The organism is Actinomyces sp. oral taxon 448 str. F0400, from assembly GCF_000220835.1.
In the GTDB taxonomy this organism is placed as follows: domain Bacteria; phylum Actinomycetota; class Actinomycetes; order Actinomycetales; family Actinomycetaceae; genus Actinomyces.
In genome coordinates this window covers 676,848-692,659 of the sequence record NZ_GL985606.1, presented here as the reverse complement: position 1 = coordinate 692,659, position 15,812 = coordinate 676,848, and the positions used below count along the sequence as shown (strand labels likewise).

14 protein-coding genes are annotated in these 15,812 nt (G+C 70.8%); 5 read left to right on the top strand and 9 right to left on the bottom strand.

All coding sequences use genetic code 11. The features are described from left to right. Nucleotides 1–119: 119 nt before the first annotated feature. Nucleotides 120–2,837, bottom strand: a complete 2,718-nt coding sequence (locus tag HMPREF9062_RS02940) for an ATP-dependent Clp protease ATP-binding subunit (protein ID WP_009748540.1) — start codon at nt 2,835–2,837, stop codon at nt 120–122. Nucleotides 2,838–3,461: 624 nt separating this feature from the next. On the opposite strand from HMPREF9062_RS02940, the gene HMPREF9062_RS02935 reads away from it, so the two are divergent. The 3 genes from HMPREF9062_RS02935 to HMPREF9062_RS02925 all read left to right on the top strand — a co-directional run bounded on the left by HMPREF9062_RS02935 (nt 3,462) and on the right by HMPREF9062_RS02925 (nt 7,047). Continuing rightward, nucleotides 3,462–4,148 carry a hypothetical protein gene (locus HMPREF9062_RS02935; protein WP_034253613.1) on the top strand — a complete coding sequence of 229 codons (687 nt, stop codon included), beginning with the start codon at nt 3,462–3,464 and terminating at the stop codon, nt 4,146–4,148. A gap of 48 nt (nt 4,149–4,196) precedes the next feature. After that, on the top strand, nt 4,197–6,449 hold the full coding sequence (locus HMPREF9062_RS02930; RefSeq protein WP_253270642.1) for a prolyl oligopeptidase family serine peptidase: 2,253 nt from the start codon (nt 4,197–4,199) through the stop codon (nt 6,447–6,449). 163 nt (nt 6,450–6,612) lie between these two features. Further along, nucleotides 6,613–7,047, top strand: coding sequence for a DUF2992 family protein (locus HMPREF9062_RS02925; protein ID WP_009748537.1), 435 nt, complete (start codon nt 6,613–6,615; stop codon nt 7,045–7,047). Between the two features lie 88 nt (nt 7,048–7,135). Here the strand turns inward: HMPREF9062_RS02925 and HMPREF9062_RS02920 are convergent, their stop codons facing one another. The 4 genes from HMPREF9062_RS02920 to HMPREF9062_RS02905 are packed head-to-tail and all read right to left on the bottom strand — an operon-like array spanning nt 7,136 to nt 10,741. Further along, complete coding sequence (locus HMPREF9062_RS02920; RefSeq protein ID WP_009748536.1) at nt 7,136–8,338, bottom strand: ABC transporter permease; 1,203 nt, start codon at nt 8,336–8,338, stop codon at nt 7,136–7,138. After that, nucleotides 8,335–9,072: an ABC transporter ATP-binding protein gene (locus tag HMPREF9062_RS02915; RefSeq protein ID WP_009748535.1), complete on the bottom strand. Its 738-nt coding sequence runs from the start codon at nt 9,070–9,072 to the stop codon at nt 8,335–8,337. Before HMPREF9062_RS02915 ends, HMPREF9062_RS02920 begins: the two co-directional genes overlap by 4 nt. After that, nucleotides 9,069–10,274 carry an efflux RND transporter periplasmic adaptor subunit gene (locus tag HMPREF9062_RS02910; RefSeq protein WP_009748534.1) on the bottom strand — a complete coding sequence of 402 codons (1,206 nt, stop codon included), beginning with the start codon at nt 10,272–10,274 and terminating at the stop codon, nt 9,069–9,071. The genes HMPREF9062_RS02915 and HMPREF9062_RS02910 overlap by 4 nt, the downstream gene beginning before the upstream one ends. Further along, the gene (locus HMPREF9062_RS02905; RefSeq protein ID WP_009748533.1) at nt 10,271–10,741 is read right to left on the bottom strand and encodes a hypothetical protein; all 471 of its coding nucleotides are present in this window, start codon (nt 10,739–10,741) and stop codon (nt 10,271–10,273) included. Before HMPREF9062_RS02905 ends, HMPREF9062_RS02910 begins: the two co-directional genes overlap by 4 nt. Before the next feature lie 219 nt (nt 10,742–10,960). Here HMPREF9062_RS02905 and HMPREF9062_RS02900 point away from each other — a divergent pair, with 219 nt between their 5' ends. Both HMPREF9062_RS02900 and HMPREF9062_RS02895 read left to right on the top strand, forming a co-directional pair. Further along, nucleotides 10,961–11,620, top strand: coding sequence for a response regulator transcription factor (locus HMPREF9062_RS02900; protein ID WP_009748532.1), 660 nt, complete (start codon nt 10,961–10,963; stop codon nt 11,618–11,620). Between the two features lies 1 nt (nt 11,621). Beyond that, the gene (locus tag HMPREF9062_RS02895; RefSeq protein WP_009748531.1) at nt 11,622–12,812 is read left to right on the top strand and encodes a sensor histidine kinase; all 1,191 of its coding nucleotides are present in this window, start codon (nt 11,622–11,624) and stop codon (nt 12,810–12,812) included. A 21-nt stretch (nt 12,813–12,833) separates the two neighbouring features. Here the strand turns inward: HMPREF9062_RS02895 and HMPREF9062_RS02890 are convergent, their stop codons facing one another. The 4 genes from HMPREF9062_RS02890 to HMPREF9062_RS02875 all read right to left on the bottom strand — a co-directional run bounded on the left by HMPREF9062_RS02890 (nt 12,834) and on the right by HMPREF9062_RS02875 (nt 15,793). Beyond that, the gene (locus HMPREF9062_RS02890) at nt 12,834–13,658 is read right to left on the bottom strand and encodes a hypothetical protein (protein WP_009748530.1); all 825 of its coding nucleotides are present in this window, start codon (nt 13,656–13,658) and stop codon (nt 12,834–12,836) included. A gap of 8 nt (nt 13,659–13,666) precedes the next feature. Beyond that, complete coding sequence (locus HMPREF9062_RS02885; protein WP_009748529.1) at nt 13,667–14,143, bottom strand: hypothetical protein; 477 nt, start codon at nt 14,141–14,143, stop codon at nt 13,667–13,669. A 91-nt stretch (nt 14,144–14,234) separates the two neighbouring features. Then, entirely contained in the window at nt 14,235–14,735 is a 501-nt protein-coding gene (locus HMPREF9062_RS02880; protein ID WP_009748528.1) for a heat shock protein transcriptional repressor HspR, read from the bottom strand. Further along, nucleotides 14,732–15,793, bottom strand: coding sequence for a DnaJ C-terminal domain-containing protein (locus HMPREF9062_RS02875; protein ID WP_009748527.1), 1,062 nt, complete (start codon nt 15,791–15,793; stop codon nt 14,732–14,734). Before HMPREF9062_RS02875 ends, HMPREF9062_RS02880 begins: the two co-directional genes overlap by 4 nt. Nucleotides 15,794–15,812: the final 19 nt, after the last annotated feature.

The following is a 15,812-nucleotide window of genomic DNA, read 5'->3' as shown; positions in this document are numbered from 1 at the left end:
GTGGCATCGGCCCCGGTCCCGACGGCGCACCGGGTCGAACGGTGACCGCCACGCGCCGAGGTCGCCCGTCGCACGGACGCGACGGGCGACCTCATCCGATTCCCCGCGGCCGCACCGCCTCAGACGGCGCTGGTGGCGCTGGTGGACCGGGCCTCGCCGCGCGCGGTCAGAGTGAGCCCGGCGAGCACACCGTCGGGGCTGACGTCCACAACAACCTCCTGACCGTCGAGGACCTCACCGGCCAGGATCATCCGAGCCAGCTCATCGCCGATCTCACGCTGGACCAGACGGCGCAGTGGACGAGCGCCGTAAGAAGGATCGTAGCCCTCGTCGGCGAGCCAGGCGCGGGCCTCGTCGGTGACCGTGAGGGTGAGCCGATGGCTCGCCAGACGCTCCTGCATCTTGGCCAGCTGGATGCCGACGATCCGGCCGAGCTCCTCCTTGGACAGCGGGTCGAAGACGAGGATGTCGTCAAGACGGTTGAGGAACTCCGGTTTGAAGGAGGCGTGGACCTGCGCCATGACCTCCTTGCGCTTCTCCTGCGGGGAGAGGACCGGGTCGATGAGGAACTGACTGCCCAGGTTGGAGGTGAGCACGAGGATGACGTTGCGGAAGTCGACCGTGCGCCCCTGGCCGTCGGTCAGCCGGCCGTCGTCGAGCACCTGCAGGAGGATGTCGAAGACCTCGGGGTTGGCCTTCTCGACCTCGTCGAGCAGCACCACCGAGTAGGGGCGCCGCCGCACGGCCTCGGTGAGCTGGCCGCCCTCCTCGTAGCCGACGTACCCCGGAGGGGCGCCCACGAGCCGGGCCACCGAGTGCTTCTCGGAGTACTCGGACATGTCGATGCGCACGATGGCGCGCTCGTCGTCGAAGAGGAAGTCCGCCAGAGCCTTGGCCAGCTCGGTCTTGCCCACGCCCGTAGGGCCGAGGAAGAGGAAGGAGCCGGTGGGCCGATCGGGGTCGGACACACCGGCGCGCGAACGGCGCACGGCGTCGGCCACGGCCGCCACGGCGGCCTTCTGGCCGATGAGGCGCTCACCGATGACGTCCTCCATCTCCAGCAGCTTCTTCTGCTCGCCGGCCATGAGCTTGCCCACGGGGATGCCGGTCCAGGCGGAAATGACCTCGGCGATCTCGGTCGGACCAACCTTCTCGGCGATCATCGGAGGCAGAGCCTCGGGGCCCTCCGGACGCTCGACGCCGTCGGGGCCCACGACCGTCTTCTTGCCGACGGCGTCGGCCGCCTCGGCGTCGCGGATCTGCTTCTCCAGGGCGGGCATCTCGCCGTAGCGCAGACGCCCGGCCTCCTCGAAGTCCCCCTCGCGCTCGGCCAGGTCGGCCCTGGTGCGCAGCTCGTCGAGAGCGGCGCGCAGTTCGCCGATCTTGTTGTGGCCGGCCTTCTCAGCCTCCCACCGGGCGCCCAGAGCGGTCAGCTCCTCCGAGGCGTCGGCCAGCTCGGCGCGCAGGCGCGCCAGACGGTCGACGGTGGCCGGGTCGGCGTCATCCCCCTCCTCCTCCACGGAGTCGGCCAGGTAGGACTCCTCCATGCGCATGCGGTCGACACGGCGCTGAAGCTCGTCGATCTCGACGGGCGAGGAGTCGAGCTCCATGCGCAGGCGGGAGGCGGCCTCGTCGATCAGGTCGATGGCCTTGTCGGGCAGCTGACGGCCGGTGATGTAGCGGTCGGACAGGGAGGAGGCGGCCACGAGGGCGCCGTCGGAGACGGTGACCTGGTGGTGGGCCTCGTACTTGGGGGCAATGCCGCGCAAGATGGCGACCGTGTCCGCCACGGAGGGCTCACCGACGAAGACCTGCTGGAAGCGACGCTCCAGGGCGGGGTCCTTCTCGATGTTCTCGCGGTACTCGTCCAGCGTGGTCGCGCCCACCAGCCGCAGCTCGCCGCGGGCCAGCATGGGCTTAAGCATATTGCCGGCGTCCATAGCGCCCTCGCTCCCGCCGCCGGCGCCGACGACGGTGTGGAGCTCATCGATGAAGGTGATGACCTCCCCGTCGGAGTCCTTGATCTCCTTGAGGACCGCCTTGAGGCGCTCCTCGAACTCGCCACGGTACTTGGCGCCGGCGACCATGCCCGCCATGTCGAGGGCGATCAGACGCTTGTCGCGCAGCGACTCGGGCACGTCTCCTGCGACGATGCGCTGAGCCAGGCCCTCGACGACGGCGGTCTTGCCGACGCCGGGCTCGCCGATGAGGACGGGGTTGTTCTTGGTACGCCGGGACAGGACTTGGATGACGCGGCGGATCTCGGCGTCACGGCCGATGACCGGGTCCAGCTTGCCGGAGCGGGCGGCCTCGGTCAGATCGGTGCCGTACTTCTCCAAGGACTTGTAGGTGCCCTCGGGGTTGGGGGAGGTGACGCGGGCGTTGCCGCGCACCTTGGGCAGGGCGTCGCGCAGCGCGGTGGCAGTGATCCCGTTCTCGGACAGGATGCGCGCAGCGGTATCCGAGGAGGTGTTGCCCGCAGCGATGCCGATGAGCAGATGCTCGGTGGAGATGTACTCGTCACCGAGGTTCTTGGCCTCGGTGGAGGCGGCCTCGAGGCCCGCGAGCAGGCCGCGAGAGGGCTGAGGTTGACTCACCGAACTGCCGGAGGACGCCGGAAGCCGGGTCAGAGCGCGGCGAGTGGCCGCACCGATGGTCTGGCGGATGCCGGCATCGGGGTTGACGGCGGCGAGCAGACCGAGGGCGACGCCGTCCTCCTGGCCGAGGAGCTCGGCGAGCAGGTGAAGCGTGTCGACCTGGGGGTTGCCAGCCGCGGCGGCGGCCTGCATCGCTGCGGAAATGGCCTCCTGGGAGCGGGTGGTGTAATTCGTGTCCATGTAGGGACCTCCTGAAAAGTGTGCTGACGGTGCGGACCTCGACGAACGGGACATCGGGGTCCGCTCCTCCGAGCCGACATGCGCGGCCGTCGATGGCGGTGAGGCCCGATTCCGCGGATCCGCGGGGTCCTGGTGTCTCCGACCAATGCAACCCGACGAAGATTGAGTCTATTCCGCTCAATCTTGTCGACGGCACTATGAGCTGTTCCATGAACGCATGCGACCAAGAGCGGCGGGAAGCGCACCGCGACCATCGCCAGCCGGCACGGACGGCCCGTCGCAGCTCGCCCTCCCCCGCCCGCCCCCACCGCATCCGCGCCGCGGCCTTCGGCGACCACGCGTCACGCACCACGTCGACCGGATCTCGAAGGCCCGCGACATGACGCCGGCGAGCCCGCGGAGCGGGGGGGGGGGGGACGATCGCCATCGATCTCTCCGCGCTCGCGAACGGCCGGGCCGGAGCTATACGCTTCATCACCCGGTGGCCCCGAGCCGAGCACGGAATGCGAGGTCGGCGATCCGCTCGAAGCGACGTCCGAGGGACATCCGCCTGGGGACTTCTCCCCCGTGACTCACTCATGGCAGGATGTGAAAATCGCCGCGTCTCAAGACAAGGAGATGATTATGAAGACTCTTCACCGCACAACCGCCGCCGTCGCAGCCGTACTCCTGTCGACCTCCCTGGCGGCGTGCTCCCAGTCCAAGAACAACACCGGTCCGGAAGCATCCAGCGCCACGGGGCAGACCACGCAAGCGGCCGAGCAGACCAGCACTCAGGCCGCCTCCACCCAGGCCGCGTCGACTCCCGCCCAGACGCCCGCCGGATACCAGAGCATCTCGGCGCCCACCACGTCGATCTCCTTCGCCGTCCCCGAGGACTGGGTGACGCTCACCCAAGACGATCTTCAAGACGATTACGTCATCAACATTTTCGCCAATGCACTCAACACCGACCCCGACAGCGTGCGAGAGAGATTCTCGTCGGTGGACCTGATGTCGATATCCCCGGACGGCACGAACGGATTCGCCGAGAACGTGACCGTCTCGCCCACGACGGGGGCCACGTCCCTGCCGACCGAGGAGATGATGTCCCAGAACATCGAGCAGCAGGGGGGCGCAGCGGGTACGTACTCCACCCGTCAGACCTCGCTCGGGGACGCCGCCACCTTGACCTACACCTTGTCCGCAGTGCAGGGCATCGAGATCGCAGTCGAGAGCAGCAACGGCGAGTGGGGGCTCATCTCGGTGTCGACGACGGATGCCTCTCGCACCCAGGAGCTGGCCGACACCATCCTGCAAACGGTTCACTGACAGGTGTCCGGGTACGACGACGCGCCCGCCCGGCCCAGCCTCCCGCCCGTGCCCTCCTGGCTCGACGAGGTCGAGGGAGAACGGGCTCTGGCCTGGGTCGCCGAGCACAATGCCGCCACCCGCGCCGCAGTCGAGGGAACCGAGCGGTTCGAAACCATTCGAACCGAGATCGAAGCGATCCTCGACTCCTCCGATCGCATTCCCCACGTCGCGCAGGCGGCCGGTCGGCTCTACAACTTCTGGACCGACGCCGACCACCCGCACGGCCTGTGGCGCCGTACCACCTGGGAGTCCTACCGCGCCAGCGGTCCCCTCCGAGCGGGCGGGACCGCGTCGGCCGCCACCACGCAGTGGGAAACGCTGATCGACCTGGACGACCTCGGCCGATCCGAGGGCACCACCTGGGTGTGGCACGGCGCCCAGGTTCTGCGCACCGGCCCCCTGGCCGGACGGCGGGCCCTCGTCGACCTGTCCGACGGGGGATCCGATACCGACGTCACTCGCGAAGTGGACCTGGACACCGGGCGCTTCATTCCGCCTGCCGAGGGCGGCTTCCACCGGGAGGCCTCCAAGGGAGCGCTGGCCTGGGCCGACGACGCGGGCGACCGTGTGCTCGCCGTCGTCGACGCCGGTGAGGGCTCCCTGTCCCCCGCCGGCTACCCGCGCCAGGTCAGGCGCCTGCGCCGCGGACAGTCGCCGGCCGAGGGCGAGGTCCTGCTCACCGCCGCGGCCGACGACGACGGCGCCTGGGCCCACCGCGACCGCTGGGGCCGCACCTGGCTGCTCACCCGCCCCGACTTCTACACCGAAGAGTTGTGGCTACTTCCCGACGGGGCGCGCACGCTCCCGCCGTCGGCGGGACCGATCGCCCTGGCGGAGGACGGCACGACGGTGGCGCCGGGAGCCGTGCACATTGACGTGCCCTCCTCCGCCCGGGCCACCGCGGTCTGGGACTGGCTCCTGATCAGCCTGCGCGAGGACTGGGAAGTCGGAGGCGTCACCTACCCGGCGGGCTCACTGGTGGCCGCTCCTCTGACCGCGTTCCTGGCCGGGCAGGGCCGCCTGCAGGCGCTGTTCACTCCGACATCATCGGCCTTCCTGACCGGTTTCACAGCGACCGCCCACCACCTGGTCCTCACCCTGCTCGACGACTGCGTGGACGCTCTGGAGGTGCTCACGCCTCCGCGGGAGGGACCGGTCGAGGGCCGGGACGGGTGGGCGCGCCGCTCCCTCGATCCCGGAGCACTCATCGGCGGGCAGTCGGACGAGTGGGGATCCGCCGGCGAACCGCGGCCCGACCCCGCCGCGCTGCGCCCGGGCCGCCCTCTCATCGACGTGAGTGCCTCCGCCGTCGACGGGCGCGAGAACGATCGGCTGTGGTTGACGGTCTCCTCCTTGACCCGGCCGTCGACCCTCATGGTCGGCGAGCTCGGCGCCGACGGGACGCTGAGCGGCGTTGACGTGCTGCGCGCCGCACCGGAGCGCTTCGACGCGCGCGGCATCGAGGTCGGCCAGTACGCGGCGGTCAGTGCCGACGGGACGCGCGTGCCCTACATTCAGGTCGGTCGGCCGGCCACCGACGTCGAGGGGCGCGCCGCTCCCCGGCCCACGATCCTGTACGGCTACGGCGGCTTCGAGGTGCCGCTGGGGATCGGCTACCTGCCGGTGGTCGGCAAGGCCTGGCTGGAGCGCGGCGGCACCTACGTCATCGCGAACATCCGCGGGGGCGGCGAATACGGCCCCCAGTGGCACCGGGCCGGCCTGAGGGAGCACCGGCACCGCGTCTACGAGGACTTCGCGGCGGTCGCCCGAACGCTGAGTGAACGGGGCGTGACGACGCCGGATCGGCTGGCCGTGCACGGGGGCTCCAACGGCGGCCTGCTCGTCGGCAACATGCTCACCCGCCATCCCGAGCTGGTCGGCGCGGTCCTGTGCGAGGTTCCGCTGCTGGACATGAGCCGCTACACCCACCTGCTGGCGGGAGCCTCCTGGCGGGCCGAATACGGGGATCCGGACGACCCGGCCCAGTGGGAGTACATCCGCACCTTCTCCCCCTTCCACCTGCTGCGCGCCGGACACCGCTACCCGCCGGTGCTACTGGTGACTTCGACCCGCGACGACCGGGTCCACCCGGCGCACGCGCGCACCATGGCGCACCGGCTGGAGGATCTGGGGCAGGCGGTGACCTACTTCGAGAACTCCGAGGGCGGCCACGGCCGGGCATCGACCAACGCGCAGCGCGCCTTCATAAGCGCCCTGGAGTACGACTTCGCCTGGCGCGCCTTGAAGGGGCGAACCTGACGGCGAGAACGCCACCGGTGCTGTAGGCTCGGCGCATCAGCTCCTGGTGCGCGAACCGCACTGCCCGGTGGGAAGTCCGGGCGGCACCCACAGTGCCCGTCGCCTCGCCCCTGGCGGGGAATCCGGCGTCATCAGGTCCGCTTTCGGCGTACCTGGAGACACGATGACGACGACTTCCACCATTTTCACCATCTTCTTCGACGGCCATCTGTGGGTGGGCGTCCTCGAGCAGCATGACGGCGGCCGCATCCGAGCGGCCCGGGTCGTCTTCGGCCACGAACCGAGCGACGTCGAGGTCGCGAACTGGTTGCGTCACCACGGCGACGACCTCATCGACCGCGCGAGCGCGGCCCGGCCCGTCGCCGATGACGCCCGCCCGAGGACACGGGCCCGCAGCCCGAAACGCGCTCAGCGAGAGGCCGCGCGGGCAGCGCGCCGCCCGCGCTTCAGCACTGCGGCCCAGGAGGCGCTCGCCGCTGACCGGCAGGCACGGGCCGTCGACCGCGCCCAGGACCGTTCCGCCCGGCGAGGTCGCGAGCGCGCCCAGATCCGAGCGAAGCGGCGCGCGCGGGCCAAGGCGCGCCACCGGGGCCGGTGACGTCCGGCCGCCCGCGGTGCAGTCCGGTGGGGTCGCCCGACCGCACGGGCGACCCCACCGGCTCGCATCGTCGTCGCCGACGGCGCCGCTACTGGGAGTTGAGCGCCACTGTCGGAGGCGTGCGCGCCGCTCGCACCGCCGGATACAACCCGGCCAGCGCTCCGATGAGGACCGTGACTGCGAGCCCGGCCAGGACGATGAGCGGCGGCAGGGCGAAGGGCCAGCCTCTGAGGGCGGCGATCCCGGCCGTCACCCCGACCCCGATGACGCAGCCCAACGCCCCGCCCGCTCCCGCCAGAAGCAGAGCCTCAGCCAGGAACTGCACGAGAATATGGCTGCACATGGCGCCCAGGGCGCGTCTCAGACCGATCTCACGGCGCCGCTCCAGCACGGAGATGATCATGGTGTTAGCCACTCCGATACCGCCCACGAGCAGGGCGATCGAACCGACCCCCGCCAGCAGGCTGGTGAAGGCCTGGTCGGCGGCGTCCTTGGCGGCCAGAGCGTCCGAAGGCCGTGAGATCTTGACGGCGCTCGGCTGCTGGGGGGAGATCGTGGGGGCGATCAGGGCCCTCACCCGTTCGACGGCGGAGTCCCGGCTGCGCTCGTAAACGGTTGTGGGACTGCCCTCGTGGTTGAACAGCCGCTCGGCCGCGGGCCCTCCGATGAGCGCCGCGCTGTCGAGTTCGGGAGCCAGCACTGAGGGTTTGAGGATCCCGACCACGGTGAAGGATGTCCCGCCGAGCCACACCTGGGTCCCCGGCTCCACCACGCCCAGTCGCTTGGCGGCGCTGGCCCCGAGCACGGTCGCCGGGTAGGCGGAGGTGGCCTCGTTGAGCCACGTCCCCTTGTCGACCTCGCCCGCGACGACGTCGAGCAGCCCCTGCTCGGCCGCAAGGGTTGAAATGCCACCGGTGGCGCTCGTGTCGCTCAGCGAACTGCGGTAGACGGACGCCTCGACCAGCGAAGTCGAGCTCGCCTGCTGGATGCCCTCGATCTGCCTCATCCGTCCGACGGCGTCGACGGGGAGCTTGACATCCGTGCCGCCGAGATCGGTCCCCGGGGTGACCGTGAGCATATTAGTGCCCAGGGACTCCAGCTGGTGGGTGAGCTGAGCCCGGCTGCAGGTGGATACGCCGACGACCGCGATCATGGCCGCGATGCCGATGGCGATGCCCAGGGCGGACAGGAAGGCGCGCATCGGCCTGGCGCGCAGGCCCGTCCCGGCCAGACGCAGGATATCAGCCGGGCGCAGGCGCGAACTCTCCGGACGCGTCGTGGTCGACATCATGAGACCCCCCTCGTTCCGTCACTCGATGCGGCAAGACTCGATGCGGCGACCGCCTCCGGATGAGCGGAATCAGCGACGATCCGCCCGTCACGAATGGCGACGCGCCGCGGCAGACCGGCCGCCAAATCGTTGTCGTGGGTGATGACGAGGATCGTCGTGCCCTGCTCGTGCAGCTCGTGGAGGAGCTCGACGATCGAGGCGCCCGAGACCGAGTCGAGGTTTCCGGTCGGCTCGTCGGCCAGGAGCAGGGGAGGATCCCCGACAATGGCACGGGCGATGGCCACGCGCTGCCGCTCACCGCCGGACATCTGATGGGGGCGGTGGTGCAGGCGGTGACCGAGTCCCACGCGGTGCAGGGCGGTCTCGGCGCGCTCGCGCCGCTGCGAGCGCGACACCCCCTGGTAGAGCAGTCCGTCGGCGACGTTGTCGACCGCCGTCACGCCGTCGGCCAGGTGGAACTGCTGGAAGACGAATCCGATGCGGCGAGCGCGCACGGCCGACAGCTCCTGATCCGACATGCCGGCGATGTCGAGGCCGTCGATCTCGATGGTTCCCGAGCCAGGTCGGTCGAGGGTGCCGATGAGATTGAGAAGGGTCGATTTTCCCGAGCCGGAGGGACCGACGACGGCGACGAACTCGCCGCGGTCGACCTCTAGATCGACCCCGGCGCAAGCGGCGACGGGCGGCCGTCCGTAGGTGCGATGCACGTCGCGCAGGGACAGGATGCGGCTCATCGCTGCGGCACCACCACATGCTGCCCCTCGGCCAGATCATCACCCGAGACCTCGACCCGGCCGGCGGCGAACAGGCCGGTGGTCACCGGGACCCGCTTCGTCGTGTCGTCATCCTGGACCACCTCGATGCCGAACTGCTCCGGACTCAGGGCGATGAGCGCCGCCACGGGCACGGACAGCACGTTCTCGCGCTTCTCACTGGGCAGACCCACAGTAATGGAGACCTCCTGGAAGTCGGAGGTGACCGCGGCGTCGTCGGGGACGACGGTCACCGGGATGACGCGCTCCTTGGTATCGCCCGACCCGCTCTTCTCCGTGGGAGTGCCCACCGACGTGATGGTGCCGGTGGTGTCCACGGCTCCGGGCAGGTGCAGAGTGGCCTTGTTGCCGACGACGCCGAGCCGCTGGTCGGCGAGCTTGATATTGACCTCGACCACCTGCGCGGTGGAGGTGACGTCGTAGAGCTCGCCGTCGGATGCCGCCCGGTCCCCCACGCGGGACTTGATGGTTCCCACGCGCAGGTCGTCCGGAGCGAAGACGACGCGCCCCAGGGGGATCGTGCCGTCCTGGGCCAGGCCCGCATCCTTCTGCCAGGCCCTGATGGCCCTCGCGGTCCACCAGCCGAAGGCTCCGTCCGGCTCGGGGGTGAAGTACCCCATGGACCGCAGAGCGGCCTGGAGCTGCTGGACGTCGCTGCCCTTGCCCATGCCCGCCTCGAAGGCGCGCCAGGCCGGGATGGAGCCGTGCATGAGGTAGGCGGACTCGTCGCCGACCTCGTAAAGCTCGTCACCGGCTCGGATCACGGTGCCGGCGGCGGGCAGCCGGGTGACGACCCCCTCGAAGCCGGAGCGCAACGCGTGGGAGTCGGAGAAGCGCAGGGTGCCGACGGCGCTGGTCTCTCCCTGGAGGTCGCCGCGGGTGATCTCATCGGTCGCCCCGGTGAAGGCCGCGGGCTCCTCGGCGCTCCCGTCCCGGCCCGGGAGCGCCCCGGCCGCCGCCGCGATTCCCGCCCCCGCCCCGGCCAGGAGGACGGCGGCGCCGATGAGGAGCCGGCGGCGGCTCGGCCGCGTGGGGGAGTCCGCCCGCGAGTCCCCCTTCCGCCTCTCGCCCGCGCCGGCGGGCCCGGGTCCACTCCCGGGAGCGGTCCCGGAGTCGGCTCGGGAAGCGGCGTCAGCGCCGTCGAGGCGATCCCGCCACGTCACTTGTCGCCCTCGGTCGTGGAGGCGGCGCATTTCTGGAGCGCCGAGTCGGGAATGACGCCCAGGTCGAGGGCCAGGCCCTTGCCGGGCTCGGGGTCCTTGACGTCGTAGCCGTCGGCCCGCAGGCACTCGGCCAGTTCGACCCCTGCGGCGAGGGTGTCGGGGTCATCGAGGTCGTCGGATCCGGCCCCGGGCGGCGCGCCGAGCTTGTCCTCGCACGCCTGGGTGGCCTCATTGAAGGCGGCCGGATCCCCGCCCACATCCTCGGAGCGGACATCCTTATCGGCGGAGGGGTCGGATACGTTGAAACCCGCGTCGCGCAGGCACTGGGCGAACCTGAGGCCGTAGTCCTCGGCGGATCCGGTCGCGCTAGTGGCGGACGGCGCGGCGTCGGTCGCGCTCCTGCTGCCGCAAGCGGCCACCATCCCGAGCGCGCACACCATGCTCGCGGCCGTTGCGAGCATCTTCATGCTGCCATTCCTCATCAAGGTTCTCCTTATGTGTTCATCCGTCCGGTATCCGGCCGGCGCCGGGCCCCGGCACCTCCGGAGCCGTGGCCCATTCCAGCGAAGAGGATGTTGCGAGAGCCTTCAGAAAAATCCTTACGCGGGTTTTATCCCCTTCTCCCTTATCGTTGTGGCGGAGCGGGCGCCCTTCGGCCGCTCTGTGGAAAGCAGGAGGTCGATGACGTGCGTGTGCTGGTGGTCGAGGACGAGTCCTACCTCGCCGATGCGATAGCACTGGGGCTGCGTCGCGAGACGATGGCGGTCGACGTCGCGGGGGACGGCGCTGAGGCGCTGGCGCAGGTGGAGATCGCCGACTACGACGTCGTCGTCCTGGACCGGGATCTGCCCGGCATCCACGGCGATGAGGTCTGCGCCCGCCTGGCCCGAGAGCACCCGGATGTGAAAGTCATCATGCTCACTGCGGCCCGTTCCCTGCGCGAGCGCGTCGAGGGCTTCGAACTCGGAGCCGACGACTACCTCGTCAAGCCCTTCGAGTTCCCCGAACTGGTGGCGCGGTTGCGCGCGTTGGAGCGACGCAACCAGCCCGCGCGCGAGCCCGTCCTGGAATCCCGGGGGGTGCGGCTGGACCCCTTCCGCAGAGAGGTCTCGCGCGACGGCCATTTCGTGCGGCTGAGCCCCAAGGAGTTCGCGGTCCTCCAGCTGCTCATGGAGGCCGACGGCGGGGTGCTCAGCGCCGAGACGATCCTGGAGAAGGCCTGGGACGCGAACGCCGACCCCTTCTCGAACACGACGCGGGTGACGATCTCCCACCTGCGCAAGCGCCTCGGGCAGCCCTGGGTCATCCAGACGGTTCCGGGCGCCGGCTACCGCTTCGGGGACTGACATGCCGCACCGTCCTTCGACCGCAGCCGAAGAAGCCCCGCCGCCGGCGGCGAGCGCAGCCGGCCCTCGATCCCGCAGGCTAACCATCCGGGCCCGGCTCACCCTCACCTACGCGGGCCTGGTGACCGGCTCGGGCGCCGTCCTCATCACCCTCGTCTACCTCTACATGAGACGCTTCCAAGTGGCCGTCCCAGGGGAGTCGGCGGGCATGGACGGGGGCGAGGAGTCGATCTATCTCCGGGTCACCCTCATGTCCGAGTTCCTCAACCGGATGCTCGCCATCTCCCTGGGAGCGCTCGTCCTCCTCGCTCTGCTCTCCGGCGCAGTCGGCTGGGCGGTCGCCGGCCGCATGCTCGCCCCGCTGTCGACGATGAACGAGGCCGCCAAGCAGGCCGCCTCCGGCGATCTCAGCCGGCGCCTGGCGCTGGAGGGCCCCCGCGACGAGATCCGCGACCTGGCCGACACCTATGACCGCATGCTCGACTCCCTGGAGTCCTCCCTGAGCACCTACCGCCGCTTCGCGGCCAACGCCTCTCACGAGTTGCGCACGCCGCTAGCGACGGCCCAGACGATGATCGACGTGACACTGGCCGATCCCGCCGCCTCGGTGCAGCAGCTGCGGTCGCTCGCGCAACGGCTGCGGGAGACCAACCGGGCGAACGTCGAGACCGTCGACGCCCTGCTCGACCTCGCCGAGGCGCAGTCGGGAGACATCTACCGGGAGGATGTGGACTTGGGGGAGGTGGTGTCCGCGGTGCTCGCCCGGCTCGCCCCGGAGGCGGACGCACGGGGCGTGACCCCGCCCGATCCGCCGGACGTTCTCGTCGTCGTGGAGGGGGATCCCGTACTGCTGCGCCAGGCGGTGTCGAACCTGCTGCGCAACGCGGTGCGGCACAACGTCCCTGGCGGCGGCATCGAGCTCGCTCTCACTCGCACGGGCGGAAGGGCCCGACTGCGGGTGTCCAACGACGGCTCGCATGTGCCCGCCGAGCGGCTGGAGTCGCTGCGCGAGCCCTTCGTGCGCGGCGCGGGCCGGGGCCGCACCCGTGGCGCGGGTCATGGCCTCGGGTTGGCCATCGTCTCGGCTGTCGCCGCCGCCCACCACGGCGTCCTGGAATTATCCGCCAACCCCGGCGGTGGTCTGACCGCCGTTCTCGACCTGCCCGTGCACGCGGGCGAGGCGGAGCGCTAGCCCCGACCCGGCGGCCCCGCGTCAGCGCCGGGGCGAGGGAGGGACGGCGGAGCCGCGGACGGGGCGGCGCAGTAGCCGGACGGCGCCGATCGTCGTCATCACCAGGCCCGCCGCCCCGATGAGGCCGGCTGCCAGGAGCAGCGCCACACTCAGCGGTAGGCGCGAGACGCTGACGGGCGGACCGATGATGACGTCGGCGGTCCCGCCCGGGCAGGACACCGTGAAGACCCCCGTCCCGGGGGCCTCGAAGGAGGCGTAGGGCATATCCTCGGACAGGGGTGTCAGTGTCACGGCCGAGCCGTCGGGGCCGGTGACGGTGCACTCGCTCGTCGTGGCGGCGGCCGAGGAGTACAGGACGGAGGTGGTTCCCCGCTCCAGATACACCGTGCCGGCCTCGCCCAGCGCCGCACCCGGCCCACGAAAGCCCTCGAATGCGATGAGGACGGCGCCGACGACGAGGACCATCGGCACCACGAGCATGAGGACCAGGCCGATCGTCGGCAGGCGCCATGGACGGCGCGCTCCGGCCGAGTCGGCGGAGCCGTCGGGCACGACCGAGCGAGAGGACGAGGGCGACGCGGCGGTCGCAACCGGTGACGGGCGCCCCGCCGCCGAGCGGTCAGCACGCCGGGGGCTGTACGCGCAGGAGGCGGGGACCGCGGGCGGGACGGCGTCCTCCTGCGGGGTGCGGAGATAAGGATCGGGGCCGTCGCCCTCGCCCGGCGCCGCCCGACCCCGCTCCTCAGGCGGCTCACCGTCCTGCTCGCGCAGGTAATCGGCCAGCTCCTCAGGGCTCAGACGCCGCCCGTAACGGGGTTCGTCGTCTTCGGTCTCGGGACGGGCCATGCGGTCGCTCAGTGCTGCTGGGCCCTGGGCCCGCCGAGCCGGGCGGCGATCTCGACCGCCAGGCGCAGTATGAAGATCTTGATGCACGCCTCGGGAGCGTTCATAATCAGATTGATGAGGAACTTGTCGAAGGCGAAGCCCACACCGGCGCCGGAGAAGCGGTCTCCCATGGCGTAGGCCCCGTAGAGCCAGGTCAGGGTGTAGCCGACGGCGCCGACGATCATGATGATCTTGCCGTACTTGATGGCGAAGGAGCGTGTGGCGTCGAACAAGTTCGTGAGCAGGGAGTCCGCGGTCGGACCGGCGTGCGGGGCTCCGGCCACGGGGGCGCCGCCCTGGCTGTACTGGGCGGTCGGCGGATTGAATCCCTGCTGCGGCTGCGATCCTGCCTGAGCGTACTGCTGCTGCGGACTGTAGGAGCCGGGCGCCGACTGCGCGGAGGACGGCGGGATGTAGGGCTGTCCGGGATTGGGGGGCTGCGTCATGTCAGATTTCCTTTTCTGTTGGGACCATCCGCAGACTACAGCGCGTGAACGATGCGCGGCACTGCCTCGTACCGCGGATCACGTCACGGTCTCAGGCGCGGCGCAGGATGACGGCCGTGCCCGAGCGGGGTCGGAAAGCTGACGCACTGCCGGGGGCGCCGGAGGCCTCGGCGCCTGCGGCGGCGCGCCCCGCCCGACCGGTGCGGGCGGGTACGACCCGGACCTCGCCGTCGGCGGCGGCGGCGAAGACCCGCTCAACGGCCGCCTGGCGCTGGTGCAGGGCGCGGTTCTCGCGCTCCGCGCTCTCCAGGCGGCGCTCGAGCTCGAGGATGCGCCGGATGCCCTCGAGGTTGACGCCGTCCTGACTGAGGGCCTGAACGCGTCGCAGCCGCTCGACATCGCGGTGGGAATAGCGCCGGCCCCGCCCGGGGGAGCGGGCGGGGCTGACCAGACCGAGGCGGTCGTACTGACGCAGCGTCTGCGGGTGCATGCCCGCCAGCTCGGCCGCCACCGAGATGACGTAGACGGCCCGGTCGGCGGCGTCGTCGGCGAGGAAGTCGACGCCCTGGCCCGTGCGACGCCGCGGACTCACTGCGATGCCTCCCGAGCCAGGTCGGCGCGCGGGTCGGCCTCCATGGCGACATCGAAGGCCTCCAGGGCGGCCTTGGCATCCTCGGAGAGCCTCCTGGGCACGGCGACCTGGACGGTCACCAGCAGGTCGCCCGTCTTCTTGGAGGTGGCGATCCCCTTGCCGCGCACCCGCAGGACAGTGCCCGAGGACGTGCCCGGCTTGATCTTGATACGGGTGGTGGACCCGTCCAGGAGCGGTACCTCGACGGTCGCGCCGAGCGCCGCCTCTTTGAGGGTGACGGGGAGGTCCATGCGCAGGTTGGCGCCGTCGATGGAGTAGACGGGGTGCTTGGCGACGGTGATCGTCACAACCATGTCGCCGTTCTCGCCGCCGGCCTGACCGGGGCGGCCCTTGCCGCGCAGGCGGATCTTCTGCCCGTTGCGGACACCGGCGGGAATGCGCACGTTCATGGTCCTCCCGTCGGCTGTCAGCTCGACAGTGGTGCCGGCGACGGCGTCGCGCAGCGACAGAGTCGCACTGGTGAGCACATCGGGGCCCTTGACGGGCTCGGGCTGGGAGCCGAAGCCTCCGAAGCCGAAGGTGTTGCGCGAACGTCGCCCGCCGAAGCCGCTCGTGCCGCCGAAGCTACTCGTGCCGCCGAAGCGACCGCCTCCGGCGGCGCCGAACTGGCGCAGAAGCTCGTCGATGTCGGGCTCGGCGCCGCCGGAGGTGGAGGTGGAGAAGCGGACGTTGCCGCCTCCGCCGCCGAACATCGACGAGAAGATGTCCTCGAATCCGGAACCGTCGGCTCCGTCCGTGCCCGAGGTGAAGCGGGCGCCGCCGCCGGCCATCGAACGGATGGCGTCGTACTGCTGACGCTCCTTGGCGTCGGAGAGAACCGCGTAGGCCTCTCCGATCTCCTTGAACTTCTTCGCCGCCGCGGCGTCGTCGGGGTTGCGGTCCGGGTGGTACTTCTTGGCGAGAGTCCGGTAGGCCTTCTTGATCGTCGCGGAGTCGGCGTCCTTGGCGACGCCGAGGACCGCGTAGAAGTCCTTGGTCATCCAGTCCTGGCTGGCCATGGGTCACCGCCTCCTTGTC